We start from the raw sequence: 25,560 nt of genomic DNA on the forward strand, positions 1-25,560 counted from the left end.
GGTGTTCCATAGCCTGAATGCAGTTGAAGATGAACTTGTCACTTCCCTGGCGACTTTGGAAAAGGATAATCATACAGTGGCAGGGCTAACCGGTTTCGAATGGATCGTTAGTATATCTATGAATGCAAATTAGTATAAAAAAGCATGCAGAAGAAGGAATCCCGCCAGTATACCCAACCAAAGAATCGCGTAACCCATAAACCCTCCTATTTGCTGTTCATTGATCTTAAATTCGGCAATATGGCCTATATTGTTAGCATATCGGCAGATTAAAAACTAGGAGGTTCCACGTAATAAAAAACTGTTTTTGCTACTCGTAGCAGCAATACGCTTAGAGGCGCCTACTCCGCCTCGCCGAGGAAAACAAAAGCGCCCCAATAGTAGGGATTATCATAACCGTAACGGGCCTTAACCACTTCCCGCTGTTTGAGGGCCGCATGGCGAAGGGCCTCGGCGCGGTTCACTTTGCCTGATTGCAGGTTCTCGTAGAAAGAAACCATCAGTTCCTTTGTCTCCCTGTCGGGAACCTCCCAGAGACTCATGACCAGGCTCTTCGCGCCTGCCTGGGTGAAGGCCCTTCTCAGCCCATAGACCCCCTCACCGTTTTTCACGTCCCCCACCCCCGTCTCACAGGCCGAAAGTACCACCATATCGGTCCCGCGGAGATTCAGGCCGAGAATCTTCTCGCCCGTCAGGACACCATCCATGGTACCTTCCTGAGCAAGGGAACGGTTTGCCCCCGCCAGCGCGAGGCCGGCACGGAGGAAGGGGTTTTCGATGCTAACAGGCTTCTTGGAAGGGAGTTTATCCTTTCCAATGATGTTAATACCCCGGCTCTTCTCATCCATAAGGGAAGACCAGTCCTGATCGGAGAGGAAGAAACCATGGGTGGCCAGGTGCAGGATTCGAGGGCTTTCCTTTCGCAGCAGGACTGACTCCCGCGCCGTTTCTCCAGTATATGTATCGGAATCGGAGCGGCCCATAATGGCAGCGATGGCCTCCACTTCTTCCTTTGTCCCCGGCAGTCGTGAAAAGGTGAGCCCCTGCATCTGACGAGACCTGGTTACGGGCTTTTCTTTTTCTCCATCTGTTTGTTTAGCTGCCAGGTTAAAATCCGGGTCGCCTATCAAGAGAGCCTTCCGTCCTTTTTCCTTGATCATGCCGTAACCGGCAATATCCCGCCCCGCGGAGACGTAGTGAAAAGTATGCGTCTCAATGAGATAGCGACCTTTATCATCCCGCAGAACCTCAAAGGGGATGAGGTTGAGGCTGCCGTCAGGAGAAAGAAAGATTTGTCTTGATTCACCGACGCCTAAATGTAACGGGGCGAAGATCAGCCGGTAGAGATCGTTGCTCTGTTTCGCCAGGACATCGGACAGGGTTTTACTGTTCCCCAGGGATTTCTTGAAAGCTGCCGTCTGCTGGTCGATGTTGTCAGCATCTCCAAGATCAACAAGCGAGACATCGGGATTTTTTCCGGAAGAAAGGACAAACGCGAGGTAACGAGATGAGCCCCACTCGCCTTTTTTGAAATCAACACCCTTGATCCGGGCCATTTCGATGAGAATCGCACCTTGTGGGAGAGCAGAAGCAACGGCGGAAGTTGTGGCTATTCTCGTCTTTCTGTGTTGTGCAAAGGCCTGACTCAGGCGGCTGAGTTGCCCCTCTAAGGTTTCCTTTTGGGCAGTTAGTTCAACAATGCGTTTCTGATAGGCTTCCGGGCCTTCCTTCCCCTGACCTCCCAAGACAAGCATTGCCAGTTCCTGTCGGATTAAGATCAGATTCGCAAAGATTTCTTGTGCCTGGGGATTGTCGCCAACAGAAAGAACCTCCTTTATCCGCTTCTGGGCTTCAAGAAGGATACCCTTCCGGGCGAGCCAAACATCCAGGGCGTTCCTTATGGCTTTTGGATCGTCCGGAAAGCGCTGCCATATCAGGCTAAGATAAGCGAAAAAGTCGTATTCCCGGGTTGCCAGAAATTGAGTTTGCAGGGACTCCGAGGCAAAGCCGAGGACCTGCTCAATCTGCTTGCGGTCGCTTTCCTGAACACGTTCCATTAGGGTAAGGGACTCACCACTCCGTCCCTGAGCAGCGTAGAGCAAGGCCAGATTCCTCAGGGCAGTTGCGGTGTGGGGATGCTCATGGCCCAGGGTCTTCTCAGCGATCGCCAGGGAGCGACTATAGAGGGGTTCAGCTTTGTCGTAGGAACCCATGGTTTTGTAGAACACGGCCAGGTTGTTCAGGGAATTGGCGGTGTCAGGATGCTCTGGCCCCAAGACTTTCTCCCTGACCACCAGAGAGCGCCTCAAGAGGGGTTCCGTCCTGTCGTAGTCACCCATTTTATAATATAGCGAGGACAGATTGATCAGGGCGTAGACGGTGTTGGGATGTTCCGGCCCCAAGGTTTTCTCCCAAATCGCCAAGGCCCGCTTTAATAGGGGCTCAGCTTTGTCGTAGGTCCCCATGGTTACATAGAGTGCGGCCAGATTCGTCAAGGTAGTTGCGGTGTTGCGATGCTCCGGCCCCAAGACTTTCTCCCTGATCGACAGAGAGCGCCTGTATAGGAGCTCCGCCTTGTCATAGGCGCCCATTTTGTGATACATTAAGGCCAGATCGTTCAGGGTATAGGCGGTATCGGGATGCTCCGGCCCCAAGACTTTCTCCCTGACCGACAGAGAGCGCCGGTAGAGGGGTTCAGCCTTGTCGTAGGAACCCATGGTGCCATAGAGTCCGGCTATGTTGTTCAGGGTAAGGACGGTATCGGGATGCTCCGGCCCCAAGACTTTCTCCCTGATCACCAGAGAGCGCCTGTATAGGGGTTCCGCCTTGTCATAGGCGCCCATGTGAGAATATATTAAGGCCAGGCTGTTCATGGTATAGGCAGTTTCGGGGTGCTCCGGCCCCAAGATTTTCTCCCTGACCGACAGAGAGCGCCGGTAGAGGGGTTCAGCCTTGTCGTAGGCCCCCATGGTGTCATAGAGTCCGGCCAGGTTGTTCAGGGAAACGGCGGTATCGGGATGCTCCGGTCCCAAGGTTTTTTCGCTGATTGCCAGGGAGCGCCTGAAGAGGGGCTCCGCCTTGTCATAGGCCTCCATACTGTAATAGAGTCCAGCCAAGTTGTTTAGGGAGTCGGAGGTGTCGGGATGCTCCGGCCCCAGGACTTTCTCCCTGATCGTTAAGGCCCGCTTGTATAGGGGCTCCGCTCTGTCGTAGGCCCCTATTTCTCGGTAGATCGCTGCCAGGTTGTTCAAGGCATACGCGGTGTGTGGATGCTCCGGCCCGAGGACTTTCTCATAGATCGTAAGTGCCCGCTTGTAGAGAGGTTCTGCCTCTGCAGAATAGCCAGTAGAGTGGAAGAGTACGGCTAAATTATTCAGGGAACTGGCGGTATCGGGATGCTCCGACCCCAAGGTCTTCTCTCTGATCGCCAGAGAGCGCCTGTATAGGGGCTCCACCTTGTCGTAGGCTCCCATTTTTTGGTAGAGCTTTGCCATGTTGTCCAAGGCAGTCGCGGTGTTGGGATGCTCCGGCCCCAGGATTTTCTCACTGATCGCCAGTGCCCGTTTATAGAGAGGTTCGGCTTCAGCGTAGCGGCCTTGGGAGTTATAAAGCACCGCCAGATTATCGATACCTGTGGCTACGATGGAATGCTCAGCGCCAAATACTTTTTCGCATATCGCGAGCGCTTGTTGAGCAATAGGCAAGGCTTCGGCGTACTTGCCTTGCTGGTACAAGTCGAGTACTTGTTGGTTCAGCCTGATCACCTTCAGCCACTGCTGGCCTTGATCGGCAAACCAGGCCCGGACCTGGTTCGATGCCTCTACTTGCCAACCGCGTCGGATGAAAAGGTCGAAATCGCCAAGAGGGCCGGCGGTGAGATCATCTTCGCTTTCCAGCAGCGGAATGGTTTTGTCATACCACTGCCGGGCGGTCGCCAAGTCGCCCTGTAAAAAATAGGTGTGGCCGAGATTGATATTTGTAGCCATGATATCAGGAGCAAGCGCATGACTCCGTTCGCAAGCTGTCCGCGCTTGGCCCCATTCGCCAGCGGAAATACTGTGCCAACAGAGTGAATTGCGGGCCCTTATATTGTCAGGCGCCAACTCAACAGCTTTTCGGTCATCGGCCAGCCCAAGCGCAGGTTGCCCCAGCTCACTTTGCGCACCCGACCGTCCGAGGAGTGCTTCCACATCATCTGGCTGAATGGCAAGCAATTGGGTCCAGATATTGATGGCCTGGGTCCAGTCCTTGGCTACTTCGGCTGCCCTGCCGGCCTTGCTCAATTCTTCAACACTGAGGTTGGTTTTGTTAGCTTGTTTGGCGAGCGATGGCTGGGGCGTATCCTCCGCCAGCAGCAGCGGGGTGGCAACGGCGATCAGTAACAGGCAGAGGAGCTCGGAGGCGATACGGTGGGTTTTCATATGGGGTTCACTCATTATCCTGGCAAAGCCTTACATCGGAATAAGAACCCATTAATTTTAACAATAATTTCTTTTTTCGTGGCGCAGTATAATAAAAACTATCTTGTATGTCAATGGAACACCTCTCTTTTGGCTTGGCTCTTCTTTGCATTTTCGGAGAATAATATTTGCCCAAGGTAATTGGCAGCCCACTGGTGTGCTTCTTTGTCAACGGGAACCGTGTCTATAATCTTCTGCAGGCATTTCCGGGCCGAGTCATGGTACCCATATGCTTCGTGATAGATCTGCGCCTTTAGAAATAAGGCCTCCGGATGATCAGGGGCTTTTTTGAGAAGCTCGTTTATAATCTGCAGGGCTTCCTCAAAGCGTCCCTTCATCTTGCTGAATCTGATCTTGTCCAATTCGCATTTCGCCGGTTCAGCGACGCTCAAAGGTTTGTGACGCCCCCCATAGAACACCCTCCCAAATGCATTACTGAACTTGTTGAGTGCAAACATAGCGATAATAGCCATTACAACAGGAGCGATGATCAGCAAAGGGATGGGGACAGCGATAGTACCGGATTGTAGAAAAACAACTATAGCGATGACCAGAAAAGCACCGAAACAAACCCCATAAATCATCAGGAAGCGAATTATCTCTGTTCTATAGTCATCTATTATTCTTTTGAAACCCATTTATGATCTGCCTGCGATACTGGTACCAAATTTAAATTAGAATTTGCTATTTTTTGGTGATTATCGTTCAGACTTTTTTGCGCCTTCATCCCCCTTCCTGGCCTCGGGCGGCTGCGATTTCATTTGCTTTATGCTTTTAAGTGCTTAAAGAGGAATGCTTAAACGTTTTGGTTCGGTGGTGTATCCCCGCGCTGCCGGAGTTCCCGCAAACCAGTTTCATACACCTCATCGAAGCGCCTTTCGATCCACTTGTTGACCCCCCGACAGCCCGCTACGACGGCAAATGCCCAGACGAAGTATTCCCGCTGGCGGTCAACATCCCAGCCGACCGGGGGACTCAAGCATATTGAGCGGAGGTTGCTGATCTTATCGGCGATCTTGATCAGCTTGGCGTACCCCGACTTAGAACCAGAGTTCTCCACCTGCAGTTGCTTGCGCCTAAGCTTTGGCAGAAGCTTATTGTCAGTAAGTTCCACCACCAAAGCAGCGACCTCGCTGCCAAATTCCTGCTCTAATTCCTCACGCGTTGTTACCGTGTCCTCAATTGTGTCATGAAGCAAGGCTGCTATGAGCGCGGTTGTAGCTTCCCCTTCAGTAGCCTCGGCCACCAAAAACGCTACCTCAGTCAGGTGATTGATATAAGGTTCTGATCCGGCGCCCTTGCGACGTTGATCCCGATGTTTCCTTGCTGCAAAGTCAAGTGCCTTAATGACGTTTATTATCATTCTCATCGGTTAGCATATTTATTTTTTGACAGCCTTTTGGGCTTGCACATCACGGAATTGGGCAGCTTTCTTCAAGTCGCTTGCAGATTCATCAGCTTTACCGATCTGCTTATAGCTGAGCGACCGCTGATAATAGGCACCGGCGTTATCCGCTTCAAATTCAATAACTTTAGAGAAATCTCGGATGGCCCCTTCGTGATCTTTTAACTGATTACAGACAAGCCCGCGTAGATATAGAGCCGTTACAGGAGAAAATAGAGGTGTTACAGGATCTTTGTTCAAATCCAGCGCTTTGTTCATATCGCGGAGTGCGTCGTCATATTTTTTCCGCAAAAAATATGCGTATCCCCGGCTATGATATACATTCGGGTTTGCCGGAGTTATCTCGATTGTCTTCTGGTAATCTTTAAATGCCTCTTCATAGCTCCCGATATTTCGGTAAGCATCGCCTCGATGAAGATATGCATAGGCATTATTGGGGTTCAATTCTATTGCTTTATTACCATCTTCAATAGCATTAACGCTTTTCTTCATATAAAGATATATCAACGATCGCACTTCGTATGCCCTTGAATAATCAGGCTTAAGCTCAATAGCCCGGTTGATGTCGGCCAATGCTTTATCGTATTGTCTCATTCCCCATAACGTAGTCGAACGGTTCGCAAGTGCAGCAGGAAAGTTGGGCTTTAAATCGAGAGCACGATTATTATCCTTCAATGCAGATGGATAATCGCCAATCCTGTGATAAGCCCACCCGCGCGCGCTGTATGCAGTAGCATGCCTGGGATCTGCATCAATGGCCTTATTATAGAAACTGATGGCATCTCTATATTTTCCGGATTCCGCTAAAGCATAACCTTCCCTGAACCAGTCAACGGCATCGAGTTGCTGCACGGCCGCCATGTAGTCCTTCTTTTCTTGTATCTGCTGCCCCCCTTTCGATAACTTCAATTCCTCCCGGAGCCTCTCAAGTCCTATAAGCAGCTCTTCCGTCCGTTTTTTAACCTCCTCCAGTTCGCTAAGTCCTTGTTTATCCTTCCGAAGCTCATCAACGGCCTTGGCCACCTGGCTGGGGTCAGTGGTGATTTTGGCTATGATGTAGAAAGTCTTACCATCCCAGTTTTCTTTCAGGACCTCCGTTTTCACAATACCCGCCGTTATGGCGTTTACTTGATCCCGAGATATCTGATAATTTTTTACCTCTGTTTGGCTTACCAAGTAAGACCCTAATTCCTCTAATAGTAGCCTTTTCACCTGTTCAAGAGCGATGGTCCGACAGGAAATCTTACTGTCTGATTCAGAGGCTTGATAGGTATAGTCACGCTGGTACGTCACGTCAGATGCCATTACACTATTTACGCGACCCCAAATTAGAGGAAATGATAAAATATAAATAACCACGGCCCATTTTACGTTAGATGCTATTTTACGAGATGTCATATTGACCTCCATTTTGCTACCTAAAAAAGGAGAAGCCCATGAAATATTTTCATTGATAACAACTTGAAATCATGCATTTTATCCAAGGTTGACGTTTGTTGATTTCAGGAGGGGAACATACCATCTTCCGCCAAAAAAATCACGCTTAAAAATCTGGTCCATAATTCACCACCTAATTTTGTAAGGCTGTAATATCCGCTTTTTGGCGGCGATTCGCAGCCTTGTCGCTCATCACTCGTTTAATAATCCGGTATAATCCGGGGACATCCATAATACTAATTATCAGCGATTCAATATGATTAAATAGTATCATGGATGTCCCAGGAATATTGAGTAGTGTGGTTTCTCACGATACCGCAGGTTGGCATTTATTTCCTCCGTTTCGCTAATCCAACCCAACGGTCATACTTCGTATTTCTTGCGGCGGGAAGCAAGAAAACCAGTAAGGTGTCCCCATATTTTCCCCCATATTTTCCCAAAATCCGCTGCCAGATGTTGCAACCGGACATGCCCGAAACCGGTAATGTCAACCGCAAGCATTGTTGTTTCCTCCAACACAAAAAACTGCCAACTTACCAGCGCAGGTCGCCACGGAAGATGGCCCTGCTGCCCAATTCTTCCTCGATCCTCAGCAGTTGGTTATATTTTGCCAATCTTTCCGACCTCGCCGGAGCGCCGGTTTTCAGTTGACCGGCGTTGGTGGCTACGGCCACATCGGCCAAAAAGGAGTCTTCCGTCTCGCCGGACCGGTGGGAGAATAGGCAGGTATAGCCCGCCGCCTTGGCCGTCGCCACCGTCTCCAGCGTTTCCGTGAGCGTCCCGATCTGGTTTAGCTTGATCAACACGGAATTGGCGATGCCCTGCTTGATACCTTCGGCCAGAATCCTGGGGTTGGTGACGAATATATCGTCGCCCGTGAGCTGGATTTTTTTACCCAGCTTTTTCGTCAGAATGCGCCACCCCGACCAATCGTCTTCCGCGAGGGCGTCTTCGATGCAGATAATCGGATACTTGGCAACAAGCGCTCTATAATAGTCAACCATCTCTTCGGAGGACAGTTGGCTGTTATCCGCCTTCAGGACGTATTTGCCGTCCCGGTAAAATTCGCTCGCCGCCGGATCGAGGACAATGGCTATCTGCTCGCCGGGCTTATAGCCGCTCTTTTCAATGGCTGAGATGATGATCCGGATGGCCTCTTCATTAGAGGAAAGGTTAGGCGCAAAACCGCCCTCGTCTCCCACAGCCGTGTTCAGGCCTTTTGATTTCAAGACCGTCTTCAGGGTCTGGTACGTTTCGGCGGCCATCCGCAGGGCCTCCCGGAAAGAAGGCGCTCCGATGGGCGCAATCATGAACTCCTGGATATCCACGTTATTGTCGGCGTGCTTGCCGCCGTTCATGATGTTGAAGAAGGGTATGGGCAGCCTGCGGGCGTCTTTCCCGCCGATATACTTATAAATGGGTTTACCCTTATCGAGGGCGGCGGCTTTAGCTACGGCTATCGAGACGCCCAGAATCGCGTTCGCGCCCAATTTTGCCTTGTTCTCAGTTCCGTCCAGATCAATCATGTGCCGGTCTATTTCTTTTTGTTTTTCCGGAGCCATGCCCTTGAGCTTGGGAGCGATGATCTTGTTGACATTTGCGACCGCTTTCAGCACGCCTTTGCCATGGTAACGCTTTTTATCGCCGTCCCGCAGCTCGACTGCTTCTTTGCTCCCGGTAGATGCGCCGGAAGGGACGGCGGCCCTTCCGCATATCCCGTTATCCAGGATAACGTCAACCTCGACAGTAGGGTTTCCCCGTGAGTCCAGAATCTCCCGCGCCTTGATTTTTGTGATTTTCGACATAATGCCTCCTCTAATAAAGTAAAAGTGATGATGCTTTTCTCCTTACAATTGCCATAATATAACCACAATACGTTTCCTTAAACAGGGGCCTTTTTGCTCAACGAAGCGATGAAGGCGATAAACAGCAGGGTGGAAACAGCGGCCATTGCCGAACCGTAATAGAATGTTGCCGCCGGCGAAACGTGGTCCCACAACCAGCCACCGATGAGACTGGCAGGAAACAGCGCCAGGCCGATGGCGGTATTGTAAACACCGAATGCCGTCGCCTTGAAGTCAGGCGGGATGATGGTTGTCAGGAATGCCTTCTGCACACCTTCCGTAAGACCCATGAAAATGCCATACAAGCCGAACAATATCCAGACGGCAGCCGCAGAGCCAACAACGGCGAATCCATAATATATGAGGGCAAACAAAATGAAGCCGATAAGTACTACCCTCTTCATTCCAAATCTATCCGCCGCCATACCGGCAGGAATAGCGGATAATGAATAAACAAGGTTGAAGGTCAGGTAAACCACCGGGATCATGGCGGTGCTGATGCCCAACTGCTGAGCCCTCAGGATCAGGAAAACGTCGCTGGAGTTCCCGATGGCAAATATAGTCGTGATGAGGACAAAGAATTTAAACCTCCCGTCGAAATGCGCAAGGGTCAGTTTTGGCCTGTTATGACACGCCGGAAGAGCCCTCTTCTTTTCTTTAATGAAGAAGACTATCAGGAAAACGGCGATTATCCCCGGTATCATGGACACCCAGAACACCTTTCTGAAATCCCCGGCAAACAAGCTGAGCAGGAAGAAGGCAAGGGCAGGTCCGATGACGGCGCCGAGCGTATCCATTGAGCGGTGGTAGCTGAAAGCCCGAGAAATCACCGCGGGGTCTGCTGAATCCGCGATGAGGGCATCCCTGGGTGCGGTGCGTATGCCCTTGCCGAGCCGGTCTATGCATCTGGAGGCCAGGATGTGCTGCCAGGTGACAGCCAAGGCGATAAACGGCCTGCTCAGGACGGAAATGGCATATCCGGCCCCCATCAGGCCTTTGCGCGTTCCTATCCTGTCGGAGAACCAGCCCGAGAAAACCTTCAGCAGGCTGGCGGTGGATTCCGCAATTCCTTCGATAAGACCGATTACCGATTTGTTGACCCCCAGTACATTTGATAAAAACAGGGGCACGAGGGGATAGACCATCTCGGAGCTGACGTCCATAAAGAAGCTGACGAGTCCGGCAGCAAAGACATTTCTGCCAAAGCCGAAATAACTGCCAAATTTTCTCACCTTTTTCTCCTCAGGTCAAAACCGTGACTACATCCATTAGCGATAATAGGTCAACAATATTCCTCGTCTCTTACTTCACAACCCTCACCGTGTACCCTGTTGACGGCTGTGTTGTGCCGGTTGCTCATGGCCATCTGTTCCAATTGTTCTTCCAATTCCTCTATCGCCCGTTTGAGTTCTTCGGTTTGGTCGTGGGATCTGGAGAGAAGGGATTCGATTGTGGCCAGCTCATCACGGACATATTTCAAGGTTTGATCCTTCATCTCGTTGATGGCTCTGTTGATCAGCTTTTCCCATTGGGCAGCCAGACGGGAGAGGTTGACCATCACTTCCCTGGGGATCTGGTTTAAGAAATGCCTCTCCACAAGCGGGCGAAAGACAGGCATGGGAATCAGAAACCATATCAGATCGAAATGCTGATCAAAGGTCCGCACCGTCCGTACATCCGGGTGCTGCGGCTCGGCCACGTCAATCTTCCAATCCACTTCGGCAAGCCGGAGTCCGAGTGTTTTTTCGAGGTTTTGATTTAAAAGGCTCCGGAATACCTCCAGGGAGCGGGAGAAGCTGGTGTGGGTCTTTTTCAGCGTGCCTAAGAAACGTTCCCGTTCCGTCCGGGAAATATGATCGAGTTCCCCGGCCAGGGTTTCGCGCAGCCATTCCTCATATCTGCGGGTAAGCTTCCAGAGATTCCCTCTCCAGGAAGGCAATTCTTTGCGCAGCCTTTCCCGGGTCTTGTTCTTTAAACCAGGCTCATGGAATTTTTCCAGGTAACTGCTGATTTGCCCTCTGGTTTGCTGGGTGTTTTCCCTGGCCGACAATTCGATCCCCTCGCGGAACAGTTCGTAATTTACCTTCTCATCCAGGATCTGCGTCCGGCATTGCTCCCGGTCGCGGTCCGCCTGCCGGGAAGTCTTCAAGGCGATCGCCAGGTAGCTCAGACAACCCATGACGAGGGACTTCATCTTATACAGCAAAATCTCCCCCAATTCCTCTTCCCGATTCAAGGAAAGGGGTTGTAAGACTTCCTTTTCCAGCGTTTGCTTCCACCGTTCCGTCTCCTGGCGGGTGGAATAAAGAAAGATGGGGAATTGCTCCTGGAATTCTCGTTGGAGCGCTGAACGAAAAAAATGGACGACTTCTTCCTGTTGCTCCGGGGTGAGCAAGTCGGCCTTGGTAAGCAAAAGAACAATTTTGGGTGTATGCTGCCGCAATTCCCGCAGAAGTTGCATATCATTCTCGGCCAGGGGCCGATCCGCACTGATGGCAAGCACCGCTGTTCCCACCTCCGGGAGCCAGTTTTCAGAGGTTTTGATGTGATCTTTATATACGCTCCCCAGGCCGGGGGTATCCACCAGCCGCAGCCCAACGTACTTTGAAAGGGACGGAAGTTCAAGATCAACTACTTCAACATGCTTGTGATTGCCGGAATTTTGGGCCTCGGAGATAAATTCACCAATGGCGGAGATATCCGTTTCGGTATGTCGTCCGTCAACATGACGGATGATGGCCCTTTCCTCTTCCCCATATTGCAGACGGGTAATCGCTGTCGTAACGGGAATGACCCCTACGGGAAGGACGAGCTTCCCGATCAGGCTGTTGAGGAATGAACTTTTTCCGGCCTTGAATTGTCCGAGCACGGCCACATCAATCAGTTCATTTTGGTCGAGCAGATTCCGGCAGGCTTCGATCTGGCGGTTGAGAGAAATGATATGAAGCTGATTGCATATCTCCTGAATGCGGTTCAGGAAAGGCTCAAAGTTATCCGAAAGGCGATCGAGGTTTGCGTCTCTTGGTGCCAAGCCCATAAAAAAACTCCTTCAGGTTTCCCCTGCAGGAGTCTGATCTTTTCGCTTTACTCCCGACGGGGGGACATTTCCCTATCCAGGAGTTATCAGCCTGAGCGGCGGTTATCGGGTGAACTCCATCACCTCTCAAATATGTTTGTCCCTAATACATTGAGCGGATTATTGTCAAGCTGATTTTCCCCTTCATTACTATACTTGCCACAACGCTGAAAGTGCAAGAGACACAGCGTTGCCTTTAATGAGAGGGCATATCATAATCATATCATTTGAGTCGAGTAACCAGTTTCTCCAGATACATATTGGTGTTTGTTTCCTCTGTTTACCGCCAGGTTTCTCGACGGTGCCATAATATTTCAACCATGTATCCGCTGGCCAAAACATCTACATGACAGATTCTCTATAACATACCTATTGAGGGGATCACATTATTGATAACGGTTTGAAATCCAGCATCTTCGTCGAGGATGACGATTTGAGGGGTTCAGGAAGTTAGGCTCAACCCCGATCTTACCCCCCAAAATGCCACACTTCATCTGGTACTCAGCAATACACCTTGATCAATAAAATAGCTACTTGTATTCGAAGCCGAGAAAATTAAAGGACTTCCCGTGTCGCCCGGCTTTCGTTAATTGTCTCGATGTTCTGGAAGGGCAGAACAATCCGCTCCACTTTCGTTTGACCCTGCCAGTAAAGGCCCGTGGGCATGGTCTGTGTTTCTGTGGTAATTTTTTTAAGTTCTCCCTGCGTCTTTAATCTGAGAGGTTGATTGCGTTTATGGGCCTGAGGAATAAATAGCTTTGAACTTCGTTGAAAACGCGCTGGGGCAGGTAAAGACTGCCCGTTTGCCTGAGCAACTGCAGGCAATGGGCCTCGTAAAGATGAATGATGGGACCGGCATCGCAGACGATAGTTCTCATTTGAGCACATGAGCCTCATTCTTGGCCCACGCGATATCTTCCCGAGCAAAGCGCTCCATCAAGTCAACCCGGTTGCGACGGACAAATTCCGACATGGCCGCCAGGATGACATCCGGATCGGACATGAAAAAACCAGACTGGACATAATCATGGATACGCTCTGCCAAATGGTCCGGCACGGTGATTGATAGCGTTTTCATGAGCGTTTACCTCCCTTCTTCTAAAATATTATAATGATTAACTTATCATTTTTTTCTATCGTCCGCAAGCCCCGCCGGGCACACGCAGGTCCCATTATTTTCATGAGGTGTAAAAGTTTTATTGGTCGCTGATCCGCCTTTCGCAACCTGTCCGCGCAGAGCAGTTGAATGCATTCAACTGACTTATCTATCTTAAATAATTAACTAAATTACCTAACTGCTTTTCATTTTACTGCTAAATTTCCCTGGATTCCCCCGTATCGAGTACGGGGCAGGCTGCATATCAAGTCCGGAATGACAAAAAGTGATGCGGCCTACTGCGCCATCGCCTGAAATTTGCTCTCGATAATCTGCTTGAGAGCATCCAGGGCATTGGCAAAGCTGTCCCGTTCTTCGTGCGTCAGGCCTGTGACATCTAAGCCACTGATCTTTTGCCCCGCTGTATCTACCATGCTGCAGACGTTTTGAGCAACCGACAGCCATATCAGGTGGAGTGACATTGCTGCTGGCCTGCCAATAATTTTTACTATGTCCCGAAATTTTCCAGCCATTCGATGGTAACGAGGTGCTCGACGCTCTTGAATTCGGGGTCGCCGGTCAGAATGCTTGCACCTTCGCTGCTTGCCGTTGCCACGGCGAAGCAATCGGCAAAAGAAAGTGGATACTGGGCCTTAATCCGGCTGGCGGCGATAACATCCGGGAAGTCGTTGGCCACGTTGCGAATGGGAAGGCCAGGCAGAATGGTGTCGAGGAGATAATCGGCCTTTTCTGTCCCCCTCTTCCGGGAAAGGATGTAGTAGCTCTCGCCAATGTTGATCTCATTCATGCAGAGGTCGTAAACCCCTTCCCTGGCTGCGATCAGCGCCTCGCGGACTTTACCGCAGCCTGGTTCTCCGTTGAGATAGGCGAGCAAGGCAAAACTATCGAGTAATTTGACGATCTTCATCGTCGCGCTCCTTTCGTCTCTCCTCCAGGAGGCCCTCCGTGAGGGACGGCCCTTCCTTGAAGATGCCGCAGAAGTGTGCAACCGGGTCATCAGGCAAGAGAGTCATGACGGCAGAATCCCCCTCGACCTTAATCAGCAGCTTCCTGCCGGGTAAGATCTGCAGGCGTCTGCGTACCTCCCGGGGGATGACTATTTGTCCCTTTCCGGATACGGTTATGACATTGGTAGACATGTTTACTCCTTTTCTGCATGCATCACGACATGTAGGTCATACCGTAATGCTTCCTTCTTTTTGTGAAGTATCATACTTTTTAGTTGATGGCAAGTCTGATGAATATATGTAAAATTTATTTTCCTTCTTCTCCGCTGGTTCCCATTACCCAATCGAGCGTTGCCAGCGCCACCATATAGTCCCGCCGGGCACGGGCGAGGTTGCTCCGGGCTTGCATCCTGTTGAGGGCGGCATCGTCCACATCCAATTTCGTTTTCACGCCAAATTCATAACCCTTTTCCGCCATCTGGAGCAGCCGATCGGCCTGCTCAACAGTGGCGGTGAGGGCCTTGACGATCTCGCCTGCCTCGCACACCGCATCAACAGCCCCCCGCGTCTGCAAGAGTATTTCATCCAGCAGCTTGGCTTCTTCGATCTTCAAAGTAGCCAGATTGCTTCTGGCCTGCAGCACCCTGCCCTGGGAGCGCATACCGTCAAAGAAGGGATAGGTGAGAAAGATACCGGCCGTCCAGGCCTGACCGTCGGCATTGCTGCCTTGCAGGGCCAAATCGCGCCATCCCCAGTCCGCTTTCAGGTCCAGGCGCGGTTTGTCTCCTGCCTTCGCGATGGTAATCAGTTCTCCGGCGATTGCTATTCTGTAACCCATATCAGCAATGTCGGGGCGATTCAGGCGCGCCTTTGCCGCTGTTTCTTCCAGCCGGGGATAGGGGCCGCCATCCCTTCCCAAATCACCCTGCACTTCTATTTCTGCATCCCCCAGACCGAGCAGGAAACGGAGCTTTTCGCGGGAGATGCGCACAAGGTTTTCCATCCTGATGACTTCGGGGCGGGCGTTTTGTACCGCCACTTCCGATGACAAGACATCGTAATCGGTGGCCACGCCCAGTTTCAACTTCTTCTGTACCTCATCGCGGTGGCGTTCTTTCTGCTCCAGATTTTGGGTGGAAAGCTTCAGAAGCTCCCCGGACAGCAGGGCATCGTAAAAGGCGGCCGAGACATCCCGGAGGGCCGCCTGACGGAAGATGCGCAACTGCTCATCAGCCGAGGCGATCCCCATCTTGGCGCCCCTGATGGCGGCGCCTATCTGTCCGAAGGTGAAGAGCACCTGGTTGAGTCCTATGGTGGCGCTTTTCGTCTGCGATTCAAGAGAAAAACCCGGCCCGTAAGCCATCTGGCTTTCATCGCGGCTGCGGTATATCCCGGAAGAAATCATGAACTGGGGCAGGGCGGCGGCCCGCTCTTCCACATAGCGCCCGGCGACCTGTTTGCGGTATTCCTGCGCCTTGAGAATATCTCTGTTTTTTTCCCGGGCAATCTCCAGGGCATCTTGCAGGGTCAGGACTTTGGCCGGTTGTTTTTCACCGGCATTTAGAACGGTGGGGATGGACAAAGGCAGGAGCGCCACCAATAAAAAAATGGCGATACAGATATTTTTTCGCAACCATTTAATATTTGGTTCAATCTTCAAGATTGAACCAGCCTGTGCGGCAAAGATTGAACAAGCCGGTAAACTTTGGTCTTTCATGCTTTTTCCTCCTTCCGCCACCAATGGTGCAGACGGCCGGCCAGATCGTCTAACCAGGAATACATTACCGGCACCACCAAAAGCGTCAGAAAAGTCGAGGTAATGAGACCGCCGATGACGGCGCGGGCCATAGGCGCCCTGAACTCCGCCCCTTTGCCCAGACCGAGGGCCAGCGGCAGCATGCCGAAGATCATGGCCACCGTAGTCATCATGATGGGCCGCAGTCTGGTCCGGCCGGCCGTGATAATGGCCTCCCGCCGTTCAATACCGCGGGAGCGCAGTACCTGCGCAAAATCCACGAGCAGAATGGCGTTTTTGGTAACCAGTCCCATGAGCATGATGAGTCCGATAAGCGACATGATGTTGATCGTATCCCCCGTGAGAAAAAGCATCCCCGCCATGCCCACCAGTGACAGGGGCAGCGCCAGCATGATGGAGAAGGGGCTGATGAAGGACTCAAACTGCGCCGACAGCACGAAGTAAACCAGGATTATCGCCAGCAGCAGCGCCTCCGCCATGTAGCCGAAGGATTCCATCATGTCCTCAGCCTCGCCCGAAAAGATCAGCCGGTATCCCTTGTCCATTTTTAGATCGGCGGCGGCGGCGCGTATTTTATTGACGGCCGTGCCCAGCGGCATTCCGTCCGTGTTGGCCGAAATAACCACCTCGCGGGTCAGATCCTGCCGGTTGATCTCGGCGGGCGTTGCGCTCCGCTGATAGGTAACCAGCGCCCCGAGGGGAATCAGTGAAGGCGCATCGCCGGGCTTGCGCACAACCAGATTCAGCCGCCCCGCCTGTTCCGGCTGCTGTCGCAGCGGCAGTGGGAGTCGTACCCGCAAATTCACGGCATCGCCATCTTCGTCCTCGTAGGTGGATACCGCCTGCCCTCCCACCAGCACACCCAGGGTCCGCACAATATCGCCCGTCATCACCCCGCTCGCCGCTGCCAGTTCACGGTTCACGGCCAGGCGGAATTCCGGGATATCCTGCTCCATGCTTACTTCGAGGTCGGCGATTCCCTTGATGCCTTCGATTCTCTTCTTCAGATCGGCGGCGTAGCGCTTGAGCGTCGCGATCTCATCCCCCCGGATACTGATCTGCAACGGTTTCTGGTTGTCCATGCGACCCACCTCCATGATGGAAGGCGTTATCCCCGGTATCTGCTGCAATTCCCGACGGATGATCCGTTGGATTTCCTTCTGACTGAGCTTCCGCTCCCCCTTTTCCGCTAATTTCACATAGATCACGGCATCGCGCACCGTCGCTGTTTCCCCGGCCCCGATGGTCGCATAGGTGTGCCTTACCTCGGGAATACTCCTGATCATGGTCAGCACTTTTTCCAATCGCCCCTGCGTCTCCGCCAGGGAGGCATCAGGCGCGCTTTTGAAGCTGACCTGGATTTCGGAGTTGTCGGCTTCCGGGAAAAAGGCGCTTTCCAGATTGGCGAGGATCGCCAGCCCGCCGGCAAAGGCCAGCGTCGCCAGAAATAGTGTCGTCTTCCGGTGATCGAGCGCCCAGGCAATCATCGCGCGGTAACCGTCGGCCATGCGGTCGAACCAGTCATTGAAGCGATCAAGCGCCCGGGCCAGCGGGTTGCGCTTACCTGTCCGGTGAATGTCGGGATCAAGCCAGCGCGAGGAAAGCATGGGGTCCAGAGTAAACGAAACGAAGAGGGAAATCATGACGGCAAAGGATACCGTAATGCCGAACTGGAAAAAGAACCGGCCCACGATGCCCTTCATGTAGGCCACAGGAATGAAAACCGAGACAATGGTGAAGGTGGTGGCCATAACGGCAAGCCCGATCTCTGCCGTTCCGTTCCGGGCGGCGGCAAAGTGGTCTTCCCCTTTCTCCAGATGGCGGACAATATTCTCCCGCACCACAATGGCATCGTCAATGAGGAGGCCGATGGCGAGCGACAGGGCCATGAGCGTCAGGACGTTTAGCGTCATCCCCATAAAGTTCATGACCGTAAAGGACGAGATGACCGAGATGGGGAGCGTGAGCCCCGTTATGACTGTAGAACGCCAGGAGTTGAGGAAACAGAATACGATGAGGATGGTGAGTATCCCGCCGATAATCATCGTCTCTTCCACGTCCCGGACGGAATCACGAATCATGACCGATCCGTCGCGCACCAGCTCTATTTTTACACCCGTCGGCAGTTCGGTCTTGAGCTTCTCCATCTCTGCCTTGACGCGGTCCACAAGGCCTGCCGTATTGGCTCCAGACTGCTTCAGGATATCCAGCGAGATCGCCCGCGTCCCGTTGACCAGGGCCGTGGTGCGTTCCTCCTCAATACCGTCGGTGATCTCCGCCACCTCGCCCAGGGTCACGGGGCGGCCATTGCGCGCCCCGATCACCATGCCTTGAAACCGTCCGACGGCATCAGGCTTGCCGGCGATGCGCAGGACATATTCGCTGCCGCCGCTTTGCAAACGGCCCAGCGGGGTGTTCACGTTTTCCGACTGCAGACCCGCAATGACCTCGTCAATCCCCATACCCATCGCCTCCAGACGGATGGGATTCACGATCACGTTTACTTCCCTTTTGGCGGCCCCGACCAGTTCCACCTTGCCCACGCCGGCGATGTTTTCAAACCGTCGCTTCACTTTTTTCTCCACCAGGGTCGTCAGCTCCCGGGGAGAGAGACCATCCGCCCGGATGGCGAGCGAAACGACGGGCATGGCAGAGAAGTCCAGCTTCTGAATGACCGGATCTTCAATACCCTGGGGAAGGTCGCCGCGGATCGTGTTGATTTTGGCGCGCGCATCCTGCGCGGCTTCATTGATCTTGACCTCCAACTTAAACAGAACCACGACGCTGGACACGCTTTCCCGCGAGGTGGACATGATGTGCTTGACGCCGGGAATCCGGTTGACCTCTTCCTCTATCCGCTTGGTAATCTCCCGCTCCACCGTTTCGGGAGAGGCGCCGGGAAATTTGGTAACAATGGAGAGGACCGGTATCTCCACGTCGGGATACATATCAATGGACAGACGCCGGTAGGAGAAGATGCCCAGAGTAACCAGCACCAACATCATCACGGCAGCAAAAATGGGCCGTTTAATGGAAAGATCGGATAGAAACATGCTAACGGCCTCCCTGCTTCCCAACCACCTTGACCGGATCGCCGTCTTTCACATTGAAGCCGCCACGCAGGATTATCTGGCCTGTTGAGACCAAACCGCCCGTTATTTCTATCATATCGTCGGCAATGATGCCTGTCTGCACTTTGCGGAGGCGGGCGACGCCATTTTCCGCCACTAAGAGCTCGCCCTGCCTTCCCGCCACATCCCAGGAGATAAGAGCAGGCCGCGGGACTTGCCTAACCCCTTTCCGCTGCTCCGTAATAATCTTGCCCTGGACAAACAGGCCGCCCTTTAGCACTTCCGGCACATTGGGAACCTCGGCAATGACCTGGACGGAGCGGTCCGCCCGACTTACGGAGGGGTTGATGAATTTAACCTGACCGCGGAAAGTCTTTCCGGGCGCCGCATCAGTGGTAAAAACCAGCGGCTGACCCACCTTAAGCATCCCGGTCTCAAAGGAAGGAACATTGACGATCAGATCCAACAGACGATTATCCACGACCTTGAACATCACCTTGGGCGAACCCATCTCGCCCACGAGATCTCCGACGCTAACGGTACGCAAGGAAACCACGCCGTCCAGCGGCGACCGGAGTATAGCCTTGGTCAGTCGCGTCTCCGTCTGCCGGAGATCCTCTTCGGCAGCGGTAATCTGCGCCCGGGCCGCACTGACCCGGGCCTGGGCGGCGGACCTGCCCGTCTCTGCATCTTCCAGATTCTGTTGCGTGATCAGGCCAGCTTCTTTAAGTTTACGGCTACGTTCGTATTCCCGCTCCGCCCTGCCTCCGGCCGCCTCAGCCTCCAGCAGACCGGCCCGGGCCGCCGCCAGGTTAGCCTGCATCTTCCTTTCGACGTTGTCCGCCTCGCGGGTGTCAAGCTTGGCCAGAGGCGTCCCTTTTTTTACCCTGACCCACTCCGTAACGTAGATTTCCGTAACGACGCCAAGATACTCGGATTTCACCTCGGCTTCAAATTTCGGCGCCAGTGTCCCGACGACATCCACTCCCCGGCTCATGTCGGCCACCGTTACGGGAACTGTCTCAACGGCAGTAGGGATCTTGCCGGCCGGCGCGTCTTTTTTCTCCCCTCCCTGGGAGGTGCAGCCGAAAAAACTTAGACCCATAACCGCAATGGTCGCTATTACTATCGCCATCTTCATCATGCTCTTCTCCCTCTCGCCATATATCACCCATCATGCCTTGAATTTTTAGTCTGTGTGCTTAGCCGGTAGGTATAGGGATTCACGGGAGGTGAGTCAAGGAAAAATTTCTGATAGGCCCGGAACCCGGCTGATGGAATATGACAAGGATTGGGCATATGCAGGAATCAGGATAATGCATTAACGAAGTTGCTTCCTGCCGGAAAGCAACTTCTAACTTACTCAAGAAAAGTAGTTGACAACCTCGTGAAAAGTTAAGATGCTCTCGCGGGACTCTGTAAAGGATAGTGCAGCGAGAAGCGGATTAATATGGTTCATAAATTTTGTGTAGCTTTGCTGGCCCTGATTACGGCCGGCGTGATAATCATCTCCGGTCCGGAGAGCACATCCGGCCCGGCCGCCTCGCCCGTTGACAAGGCCAAGGAGGATCTCGGCAGATTTTTCTATCCGAGTCAGGCCGCCATAAAATGGAAAGCTCACTTCATCATGCCCCAGGAAAACCTGGAGCGCCTTTTCGGCGCGGACTGGGTTTATGTCGCCCGCTTTAACCGGATTGACCGGCGTCACGTCTATCCCGGCATGACCATCAAGAAGCCTGTAAACATGGACGACATACGCAATTACAGCCCCTTGCCCTCCCTGTATGAACCGGCGGCAAAGTACGGCAAGTATGTGCTGGTGGACGTCAGGGAACAGTGGCTCGGCGCCTACGAATATGGGAAATTGCAGTTTTCCACGCCCGCGGCGACCGGCATTGATGAGCACCTGACACCAGTGGGTACTTTCAAGGTGGACGCCCGCCACCAAAAGCATTCGTCCTCCCTGTACACAACCAAGAAGGGAGATGCCCAATACCCTATGGACTATGCCGTCCGTTTTCACATTGATAAAGAACGTGTTTCCTACTGGATTCATGCCCGGGATATGCCCGGCAAACCGGTTTCCCACGGCTGCATCGGTATTTACGATGAACAGATGCAAAAAAGGGTTTACGGCGTGCCGACCAAGCCCGTCATCAATGATGCAGCATGGCTGTATCGCTGGGTGGCCGACGCAGATCAAAATGAAGCGGATGACGGCCGCATGACGTTAATAGCCAACGGTCCCAAAGTGGAAATCAGGGGAGAATTACCGCAATACCTGGCCGGTAATCTTCCCCCGCAGTAACACAGCACAGTACAATAACCGATAATTTAGGTGCATCCGCCTCACTCCAGGCACCGACCGACTTATTTCCCCTTGATAACCCCCTAATTTTTCTGTATTGTCTGAGACCGGCAGGCGCGGATTTATGTGCGGTGAAATAAAAGACCGGAACAAAGCTTTAATGAAGTTAGTATGGGAGGTTGATCTATGAGAGCGTATAAAACACACCTAACCGTGCAGGATCCCAAACGAGTTGTATTAACAAATCTACCCTTCAGAGCAGGGCAGCGTATCGAGGTGCTAATCTTGCGGGAGGATTCACCTGATAATGGCGTCAAGGATTTTGAGCTGCTTTTGAAAGAAACGCAGTCATTGCCTCAAAGCCAGGCAATCAGCGAGGCGGATATCGCTGCTGAAATAGCGGCATACCGAAGCGTTCGATGAGGGTCGTAATTGACACGAACGTTGTTGTCTCGGCAGTGTTGAGAGATCGCAATCCGGAAGCTGTGATTCTGTTTGTTATCGGGAATCCCGACTTTGAATGGGTTGCCTCCCGTGAAATTGTAGAAGAATACATCGGTGTATTGAGCCGCGAGCGGTTTGCCGTACCGAAGGAAATTTTAAACAAATGGTCAGATATTTTCAATGAAGTCATAACACTTTTAGATGTTACATCAACGGTCAATTTCCCTCGCGATCAGAAAGATGCCCGATTTGTAACCTGTGCATTGTCCGCAGGTGCCGACTATTTGATTACGGGAGATAAGGATTTTGAGGAAGCATACAAGCTGATGAGTACGACTGTCATTTCCGTATCCTATTTCAAAAGGCTTGTCTCTGATCATTGGTGAAATGAGTGATTAGTTGCGCCGGAGGAAGCCCGCGACCGGGTGGCCAAGGCAGTAACCATCTGACTTGAAAATAATCGGAGTCGTCGCTATAGTATAAATAATATCATGATGATAAGTAACTTTAACGCGTTATAGTGACCTCCGATGAGGGCTGACCCAGAGGCGTGGCGCGGCCACATGGCTGAGAGACGATGATCTGAAGTTTGGGGAAATAAATCTGTCACCTCTTTTGGGCGCTCCGGCCCGCATAGTTATTTTGGGGATTGAATTTCATTGCCGCACTGCTGAAATGATTGTATGGAGTCAACAGAAATGATGATGGGACAATAACATGACACCCGAAGAATTCATCGCCCTCTGGAAAGACAACAAACTCACGGAACGCGGCGGGGCGCAGGCGCATTTTGACGATCTGTGCGACCTGCTCGGCGTGGACAAACCTCGCGATCCGGATAACTACTGTTTTGAACAGGGGGCCAAGAAATCCGGCGGCGGCGACGGCTGGGCCGATGTCTGGAAACGCGGCTACTTCGGCTGGGAAAACAAAAAGCCGGGCCGCGACCTTGCCACCGCCCTGCATCAGCTTACCGACTACGCCCTGCAACTGGAAAACCCGCCGCTCCTCGTCGTCTCCGACCGGGAGCGCATCATCATTCACACCGCCTTCACCGGTTACCCGGACGAACCGCGCGAAATTCGTATCGAAGAACTCATCGATCCCGAAAAACGGCAAATTCTGCGCTGGGTCTTCACGGACCCCCAAAAACTCCGTCCGGAAAAATCCACCGCCACCATCACCGCTGAGGCCGCCGGGCACTTTGCCGGACTCGCCAGAAACATGCGCGAACGCGGGCTTGACGGCCAGCGTGTCGCTCATTTTCTGGTTCAATGCCTGTTTAGCATCTTTGCGGAAGATGAAAACCTGCTCCCCGGCAGCGTCTTTACCGAAATCCTCAAAAGCGCCGGCAGCGACGCCGACAAGGCCGGCAAACGTATCAACAAGCTCTTCACCGCCATGCAGCAAAAAACCGGCGGTGAATACGGCGATCACGACATCGCCTGGTTCAACGGCGGTCTCTTCAAAACTATTGATGTTCCCGTTTTGACCACAGATGATCTGGCCGCGCTGTACGCCGCCGCAGCCAACATGGACTGGCGAGCCATTGATCCCACTATCTTCGGCACACTCTTCGAACGCGGCCTCGATCCTGCCGCCCGTGCCCCGCTCGGCGCTCACTACACCGATACCGGCACCATCGCCAAGCTCATCCGTCCGCTGATTACTGAGCCTCTGCTGGCCAAATGGCAGACCGTTAAAGCAGTTATTGCTGCCGGGCAAGGCAAAGGCCCGCGCACCAGGGAATACAAGGAAGCCCGCGCCGCCTACCAAGGCTTTCTGCTGTTTCTCCATCTCTTTCAGGTGCTCGACCCCGCCTGCGGATCGGGGAATTTTCTCTACCTGGCCCTCAAGGCCCTGCGCGATCTGGAGAAGCAAGTCCACATCGAAGCGCGGGAACTGGGACTTGAAGCCGAACTCTTGATGCAAACCGGGCCGCACAACATTCGCGGAATCGAAATCAACGAATTTGCCGCCGAACTCGCCCGCGTCACCGTCTGGATCGGCGACATCCAGTGGTGCCGTCGCAACGGACGTGAAATCGCCCGAGATCCCATCCTGCGCCCCCTGGACGGCATCGAGCACCGCGACGCGCTGCTCAACCCCGACGATAGCGAGGCCGCCTGGCCGAAAGCCGATGTCATCGTCGGCAATCCGCCTTTTCTGGGCGACAAGATGATGCGCGGCGAACTGGGCGACGCCTACGTCGAACGGCTGCGCCGGCGTTTTGAAGGCCGTGTACCGGGCGGCGCCGATCTGGTGACCTATTGGTTCGAGAAAGCGCGGGCGCAGATCGAAGCGGGAAATGCAAGGGCGGCGGGACTGGTCGCCACCAATTCCATTCGTCAGATACGCAACCGCGCCGTGCTGGAACGGATTCTTGCGAGCACTCGCATCTTCGAGGCGTGGTCGGACGAGGATTGGGTGAACGAAGGGGCTGCCGTGCGGGTCAGCCTGGTCTGTTTTGGGCAGGGCAGCAGCACGCGGCTCGACGGAAATTCCATGACCGCTATCCATGCCGATTTAACGGGCAGCGCCCAGGGAGAAGAAACGTCTGACCTTACCCAGGCCCTGCCGCTCCCCGCCAACAAAGGACGCTCATTCTTCGGAATTTGTCTGGCCGGTCCTTTCAAAGTAGACACCGCCACGGCCCTCAAATGGCTTAAGGAAAGCGGCAATCCGAACGGACGCCCCAACAGCGACGTCGTGCGGCCCATCTACAACGGTTCCGACATCACCCGGCGCTGGGCGGGCAACTGGGTGGTGGACTTCGCCGGGATGGATCTGGCTGCGGCCGCCGATTACCTCACACCCTTCGCCTATGTGGAGAATAAGGTGAAGCCGGTACGCATAACCAACAACCGTGCGGCCAGAGCGGAAAAATGGTGGCAGCATGGTGAAAAGCGGCCGGCGCTGCGCGCCGCCCTGCATGGCCTCACCCACTACATCGCCACTTCGGAAACCGCCAAGCACCGCTTCTTCGTCAAATTTCCAGTGGAGGTAGCGCCTGAACACAAGCTAATCGTCATCCCGCGCCAAGACGATGTGACGCTTGGCATACTATCCTCACGCATCCATTGCTTATGGGCGATTGAAAACGGAGGACGTTTGGGCGTTGGAAATGACCCAGTCTACAACTCAAGTCTATGCTTTGAAACCTTCTCCTTCCCGCCCGGATTCGACCTCAAGGCGAAGGCCGCTCCCGAAGGCGAACCGTTCGCCGCAATCGCCGAAGCCGCCGCCGACCTCGATGCCTGGCGGGAAAAATGGCTTAACCCGGAGGGCTGGCTGGACTGGGAGAGCACGCAGGAAGAACAAAACGCCGGTTTTCCGCCCCGACCGGTCCCCAAGCCGGAGTACACTGCGGCCTGGAAGAAGCGCACCCTGACCAACCTCTACAACGAAATGCCCGCCGGGCTGAAACTGCGCCAGGAAAAACTTGATCGGGCCGTCGCCGCTGCATACGGCTGGGAGGATTACACCCCGGACATGTCCGACCGAGAAATCCTCCGCCGTCTCCTGGCGCTGAACAGGGAGCGGGTCAAGCCAAGGGAGCGGACATAAGGAAGGAAAAACCACCGGTCATGCTGAAAGACATCGAAGATGCGTTCGAGAGATAGAAAGAGTTTCTATATTACTACTGGCACTGTCGATCGATGACCAACGCGACTTGACCGGACACCCTTTGCAGG

General features: G+C 53.3%; 19 protein-coding genes and 1 riboswitch. Of the genes, 4 read left to right on the forward strand and 15 right to left on the reverse strand.

Annotation, left to right across the window (positions count from 1 at the left end):
• Window positions 1–341: 341 nt before the first annotated feature.
• The 15 genes from NT140_03755 to NT140_03825 form a co-directional block, all read right to left on the reverse strand.
• A complete protein-coding gene (locus tag NT140_03755) occupies window positions 342–4,421 on the reverse strand; it encodes a tetratricopeptide repeat protein (GenBank protein ID MCX5830995.1) in 4,080 nt (1,359 codons plus the stop codon).
• 110 nt (window positions 4,422–4,531) lie between these two features.
• Window positions 4,532–5,098: a tetratricopeptide repeat protein gene (locus NT140_03760; protein MCX5830996.1), complete on the reverse strand. Its 567-nt coding sequence runs from the start codon at window positions 5,096–5,098 to the stop codon at window positions 4,532–4,534.
• A gap of 158 nt (window positions 5,099–5,256) precedes the next feature.
• Window positions 5,257–5,829 (reverse strand): HD domain-containing protein, encoded by a 573-nt coding sequence (locus NT140_03765; protein ID MCX5830997.1) that lies wholly within the window; start codon window positions 5,827–5,829, stop codon window positions 5,257–5,259.
• Window positions 5,830–5,841: 12 nt separating this feature from the next.
• A complete protein-coding gene (locus tag NT140_03770; GenBank protein MCX5830998.1) occupies window positions 5,842–7,263 on the reverse strand; it encodes a tetratricopeptide repeat protein in 1,422 nt (473 codons plus the stop codon).
• Window positions 7,264–7,665: 402 nt separating this feature from the next.
• Complete coding sequence (locus tag NT140_03775; GenBank protein ID MCX5830999.1) at window positions 7,666–7,803, reverse strand: hypothetical protein; 138 nt, start codon at window positions 7,801–7,803, stop codon at window positions 7,666–7,668.
• Window positions 7,804–7,835: 32 nt separating this feature from the next.
• Window positions 7,836–9,107 carry a phosphopyruvate hydratase gene (gene eno, locus NT140_03780; protein ID MCX5831000.1) on the reverse strand — a complete coding sequence of 424 codons (1,272 nt, stop codon included), beginning with the start codon at window positions 9,105–9,107 and terminating at the stop codon, window positions 7,836–7,838.
• Window positions 9,108–9,184: 77 nt separating this feature from the next.
• Window positions 9,185–10,378 carry an MFS transporter gene (locus tag NT140_03785; GenBank protein MCX5831001.1) on the reverse strand — a complete coding sequence of 398 codons (1,194 nt, stop codon included), beginning with the start codon at window positions 10,376–10,378 and terminating at the stop codon, window positions 9,185–9,187.
• A 50-nt stretch (window positions 10,379–10,428) separates the two neighbouring features.
• Window positions 10,429–12,183 carry a dynamin family protein gene (locus NT140_03790; GenBank protein ID MCX5831002.1) on the reverse strand — a complete coding sequence of 585 codons (1,755 nt, stop codon included), beginning with the start codon at window positions 12,181–12,183 and terminating at the stop codon, window positions 10,429–10,431.
• Window positions 12,184–12,253: 70 nt separating this feature from the next.
• Window positions 12,254–12,316, reverse strand: a riboswitch (Fluoride riboswitch).
• Window positions 12,317–13,096: 780 nt separating this feature from the next.
• Window positions 13,097–13,300, reverse strand: a complete 204-nt coding sequence (locus tag NT140_03795) for a hypothetical protein (GenBank protein MCX5831003.1) — start codon at window positions 13,298–13,300, stop codon at window positions 13,097–13,099.
• A gap of 314 nt (window positions 13,301–13,614) precedes the next feature.
• Window positions 13,615–13,800, reverse strand: coding sequence for a hypothetical protein (locus NT140_03800; GenBank protein MCX5831004.1), 186 nt, complete (start codon window positions 13,798–13,800; stop codon window positions 13,615–13,617).
• Window positions 13,801–13,826: 26 nt separating this feature from the next.
• Window positions 13,827–14,246 carry a type II toxin-antitoxin system VapC family toxin gene (locus NT140_03805; protein MCX5831005.1) on the reverse strand — a complete coding sequence of 140 codons (420 nt, stop codon included), beginning with the start codon at window positions 14,244–14,246 and terminating at the stop codon, window positions 13,827–13,829.
• Complete coding sequence (locus NT140_03810) at window positions 14,221–14,478, reverse strand: AbrB/MazE/SpoVT family DNA-binding domain-containing protein (protein MCX5831006.1); 258 nt, start codon at window positions 14,476–14,478, stop codon at window positions 14,221–14,223. The genes NT140_03805 and NT140_03810 overlap by 26 nt, the downstream gene beginning before the upstream one ends.
• 115 nt (window positions 14,479–14,593) lie before the next feature.
• Window positions 14,594–16,003 carry a TolC family protein gene (locus NT140_03815; protein MCX5831007.1) on the reverse strand — a complete coding sequence of 470 codons (1,410 nt, stop codon included), beginning with the start codon at window positions 16,001–16,003 and terminating at the stop codon, window positions 14,594–14,596.
• Window positions 16,000–19,095 (reverse strand): efflux RND transporter permease subunit, encoded by a 3,096-nt coding sequence (locus NT140_03820; protein ID MCX5831008.1) that lies wholly within the window; start codon window positions 19,093–19,095, stop codon window positions 16,000–16,002. The genes NT140_03815 and NT140_03820 overlap by 4 nt, the downstream gene beginning before the upstream one ends.
• Window position 19,096: 1 nt before the next feature.
• The gene (locus NT140_03825) at window positions 19,097–20,257 is read right to left on the reverse strand and encodes an efflux RND transporter periplasmic adaptor subunit (GenBank protein ID MCX5831009.1); all 1,161 of its coding nucleotides are present in this window, start codon (window positions 20,255–20,257) and stop codon (window positions 19,097–19,099) included.
• 306 nt (window positions 20,258–20,563) lie between these two features.
• On the opposite strand from NT140_03825, the gene NT140_03830 reads away from it, so the two are divergent.
• The 4 genes from NT140_03830 (at window position 20,564) to NT140_03845 (ending at window position 25,432) form a co-directional block, all read left to right on the forward strand.
• Complete coding sequence (locus NT140_03830; GenBank protein MCX5831010.1) at window positions 20,564–21,421, forward strand: L,D-transpeptidase; 858 nt, start codon at window positions 20,564–20,566, stop codon at window positions 21,419–21,421.
• A 186-nt stretch (window positions 21,422–21,607) separates the two neighbouring features.
• Window positions 21,608–21,844, forward strand: a complete 237-nt coding sequence (locus NT140_03835) for a hypothetical protein (protein ID MCX5831011.1) — start codon at window positions 21,608–21,610, stop codon at window positions 21,842–21,844.
• The gene (locus NT140_03840) at window positions 21,841–22,251 is read left to right on the forward strand and encodes a putative toxin-antitoxin system toxin component, PIN family (GenBank protein MCX5831012.1); all 411 of its coding nucleotides are present in this window, start codon (window positions 21,841–21,843) and stop codon (window positions 22,249–22,251) included. The genes NT140_03835 and NT140_03840 overlap by 4 nt, the downstream gene beginning before the upstream one ends.
• Window positions 22,252–22,582: 331 nt before the next feature.
• Window positions 22,583–25,432, forward strand: coding sequence for an N-6 DNA methylase (locus NT140_03845; GenBank protein MCX5831013.1), 2,850 nt, complete (start codon window positions 22,583–22,585; stop codon window positions 25,430–25,432).
• Window positions 25,433–25,560: the final 128 nt, after the last annotated feature.

The sequence above is a fragment of the Deltaproteobacteria bacterium genome (assembly GCA_026388415.1).
GTDB lineage: Bacteria > Desulfobacterota > Syntrophia > Syntrophales > JACQWR01 > JAPLJV01.

Coding starts and splice junctions, on each gene's coding strand:
- NT140_03755 (MCX5830995.1), bottom strand. CDS start 4,421: ATGAAAACCCACCGTATCGCCTCCGAGCTCCTCTGCCTGTTACTGATC.
- NT140_03760 (MCX5830996.1), bottom strand. CDS start 5,098: ATGGGTTTCAAAAGAATAATAGATGACTATAGAACAGAGATAATTCGC.
- NT140_03765 (MCX5830997.1), bottom strand. CDS start 5,829: ATGAGAATGATAATAAACGTCATTAAGGCACTTGACTTTGCAGCAAGG.
- NT140_03770 (MCX5830998.1), bottom strand. CDS start 7,263: ATGACATCTCGTAAAATAGCATCTAACGTAAAATGGGCCGTGGTTATT.
- NT140_03775 (MCX5830999.1), bottom strand. CDS start 7,803: ATGCTTGCGGTTGACATTACCGGTTTCGGGCATGTCCGGTTGCAACAT.
- eno (MCX5831000.1), bottom strand. CDS start 9,107: ATGTCGAAAATCACAAAAATCAAGGCGCGGGAGATTCTGGACTCACGG.
- NT140_03790 (MCX5831002.1), bottom strand. CDS start 12,183: ATGGGCTTGGCACCAAGAGACGCAAACCTCGATCGCCTTTCGGATAAC.
- NT140_03795 (MCX5831003.1), bottom strand. CDS start 13,300: ATGAAAACGCTATCAATCACCGTGCCGGACCATTTGGCAGAGCGTATC.
- NT140_03800 (MCX5831004.1), bottom strand. CDS start 13,800: ATGTCACTCCACCTGATATGGCTGTCGGTTGCTCAAAACGTCTGCAGC.
- NT140_03805 (MCX5831005.1), bottom strand. CDS start 14,246: ATGAAGATCGTCAAATTACTCGATAGTTTTGCCTTGCTCGCCTATCTC.
- NT140_03810 (MCX5831006.1), bottom strand. CDS start 14,478: ATGTCTACCAATGTCATAACCGTATCCGGAAAGGGACAAATAGTCATC.
- NT140_03815 (MCX5831007.1), bottom strand. CDS start 16,003: ATGAAAGACCAAAGTTTACCGGCTTGTTCAATCTTTGCCGCACAGGCT.
- NT140_03820 (MCX5831008.1), bottom strand. CDS start 19,095: ATGTTTCTATCCGATCTTTCCATTAAACGGCCCATTTTTGCTGCCGTG.
- NT140_03825 (MCX5831009.1), bottom strand. CDS start 20,257: ATGATGAAGATGGCGATAGTAATAGCGACCATTGCGGTTATGGGTCTA.
- NT140_03830 (MCX5831010.1), top strand. CDS start 20,564: ATGGTTCATAAATTTTGTGTAGCTTTGCTGGCCCTGATTACGGCCGGC.
- NT140_03835 (MCX5831011.1), top strand. CDS start 21,608: ATGAGAGCGTATAAAACACACCTAACCGTGCAGGATCCCAAACGAGTT.
- NT140_03840 (MCX5831012.1), top strand. CDS start 21,841: ATGAGGGTCGTAATTGACACGAACGTTGTTGTCTCGGCAGTGTTGAGA.
- NT140_03845 (MCX5831013.1), top strand. CDS start 22,583: ATGACACCCGAAGAATTCATCGCCCTCTGGAAAGACAACAAACTCACG.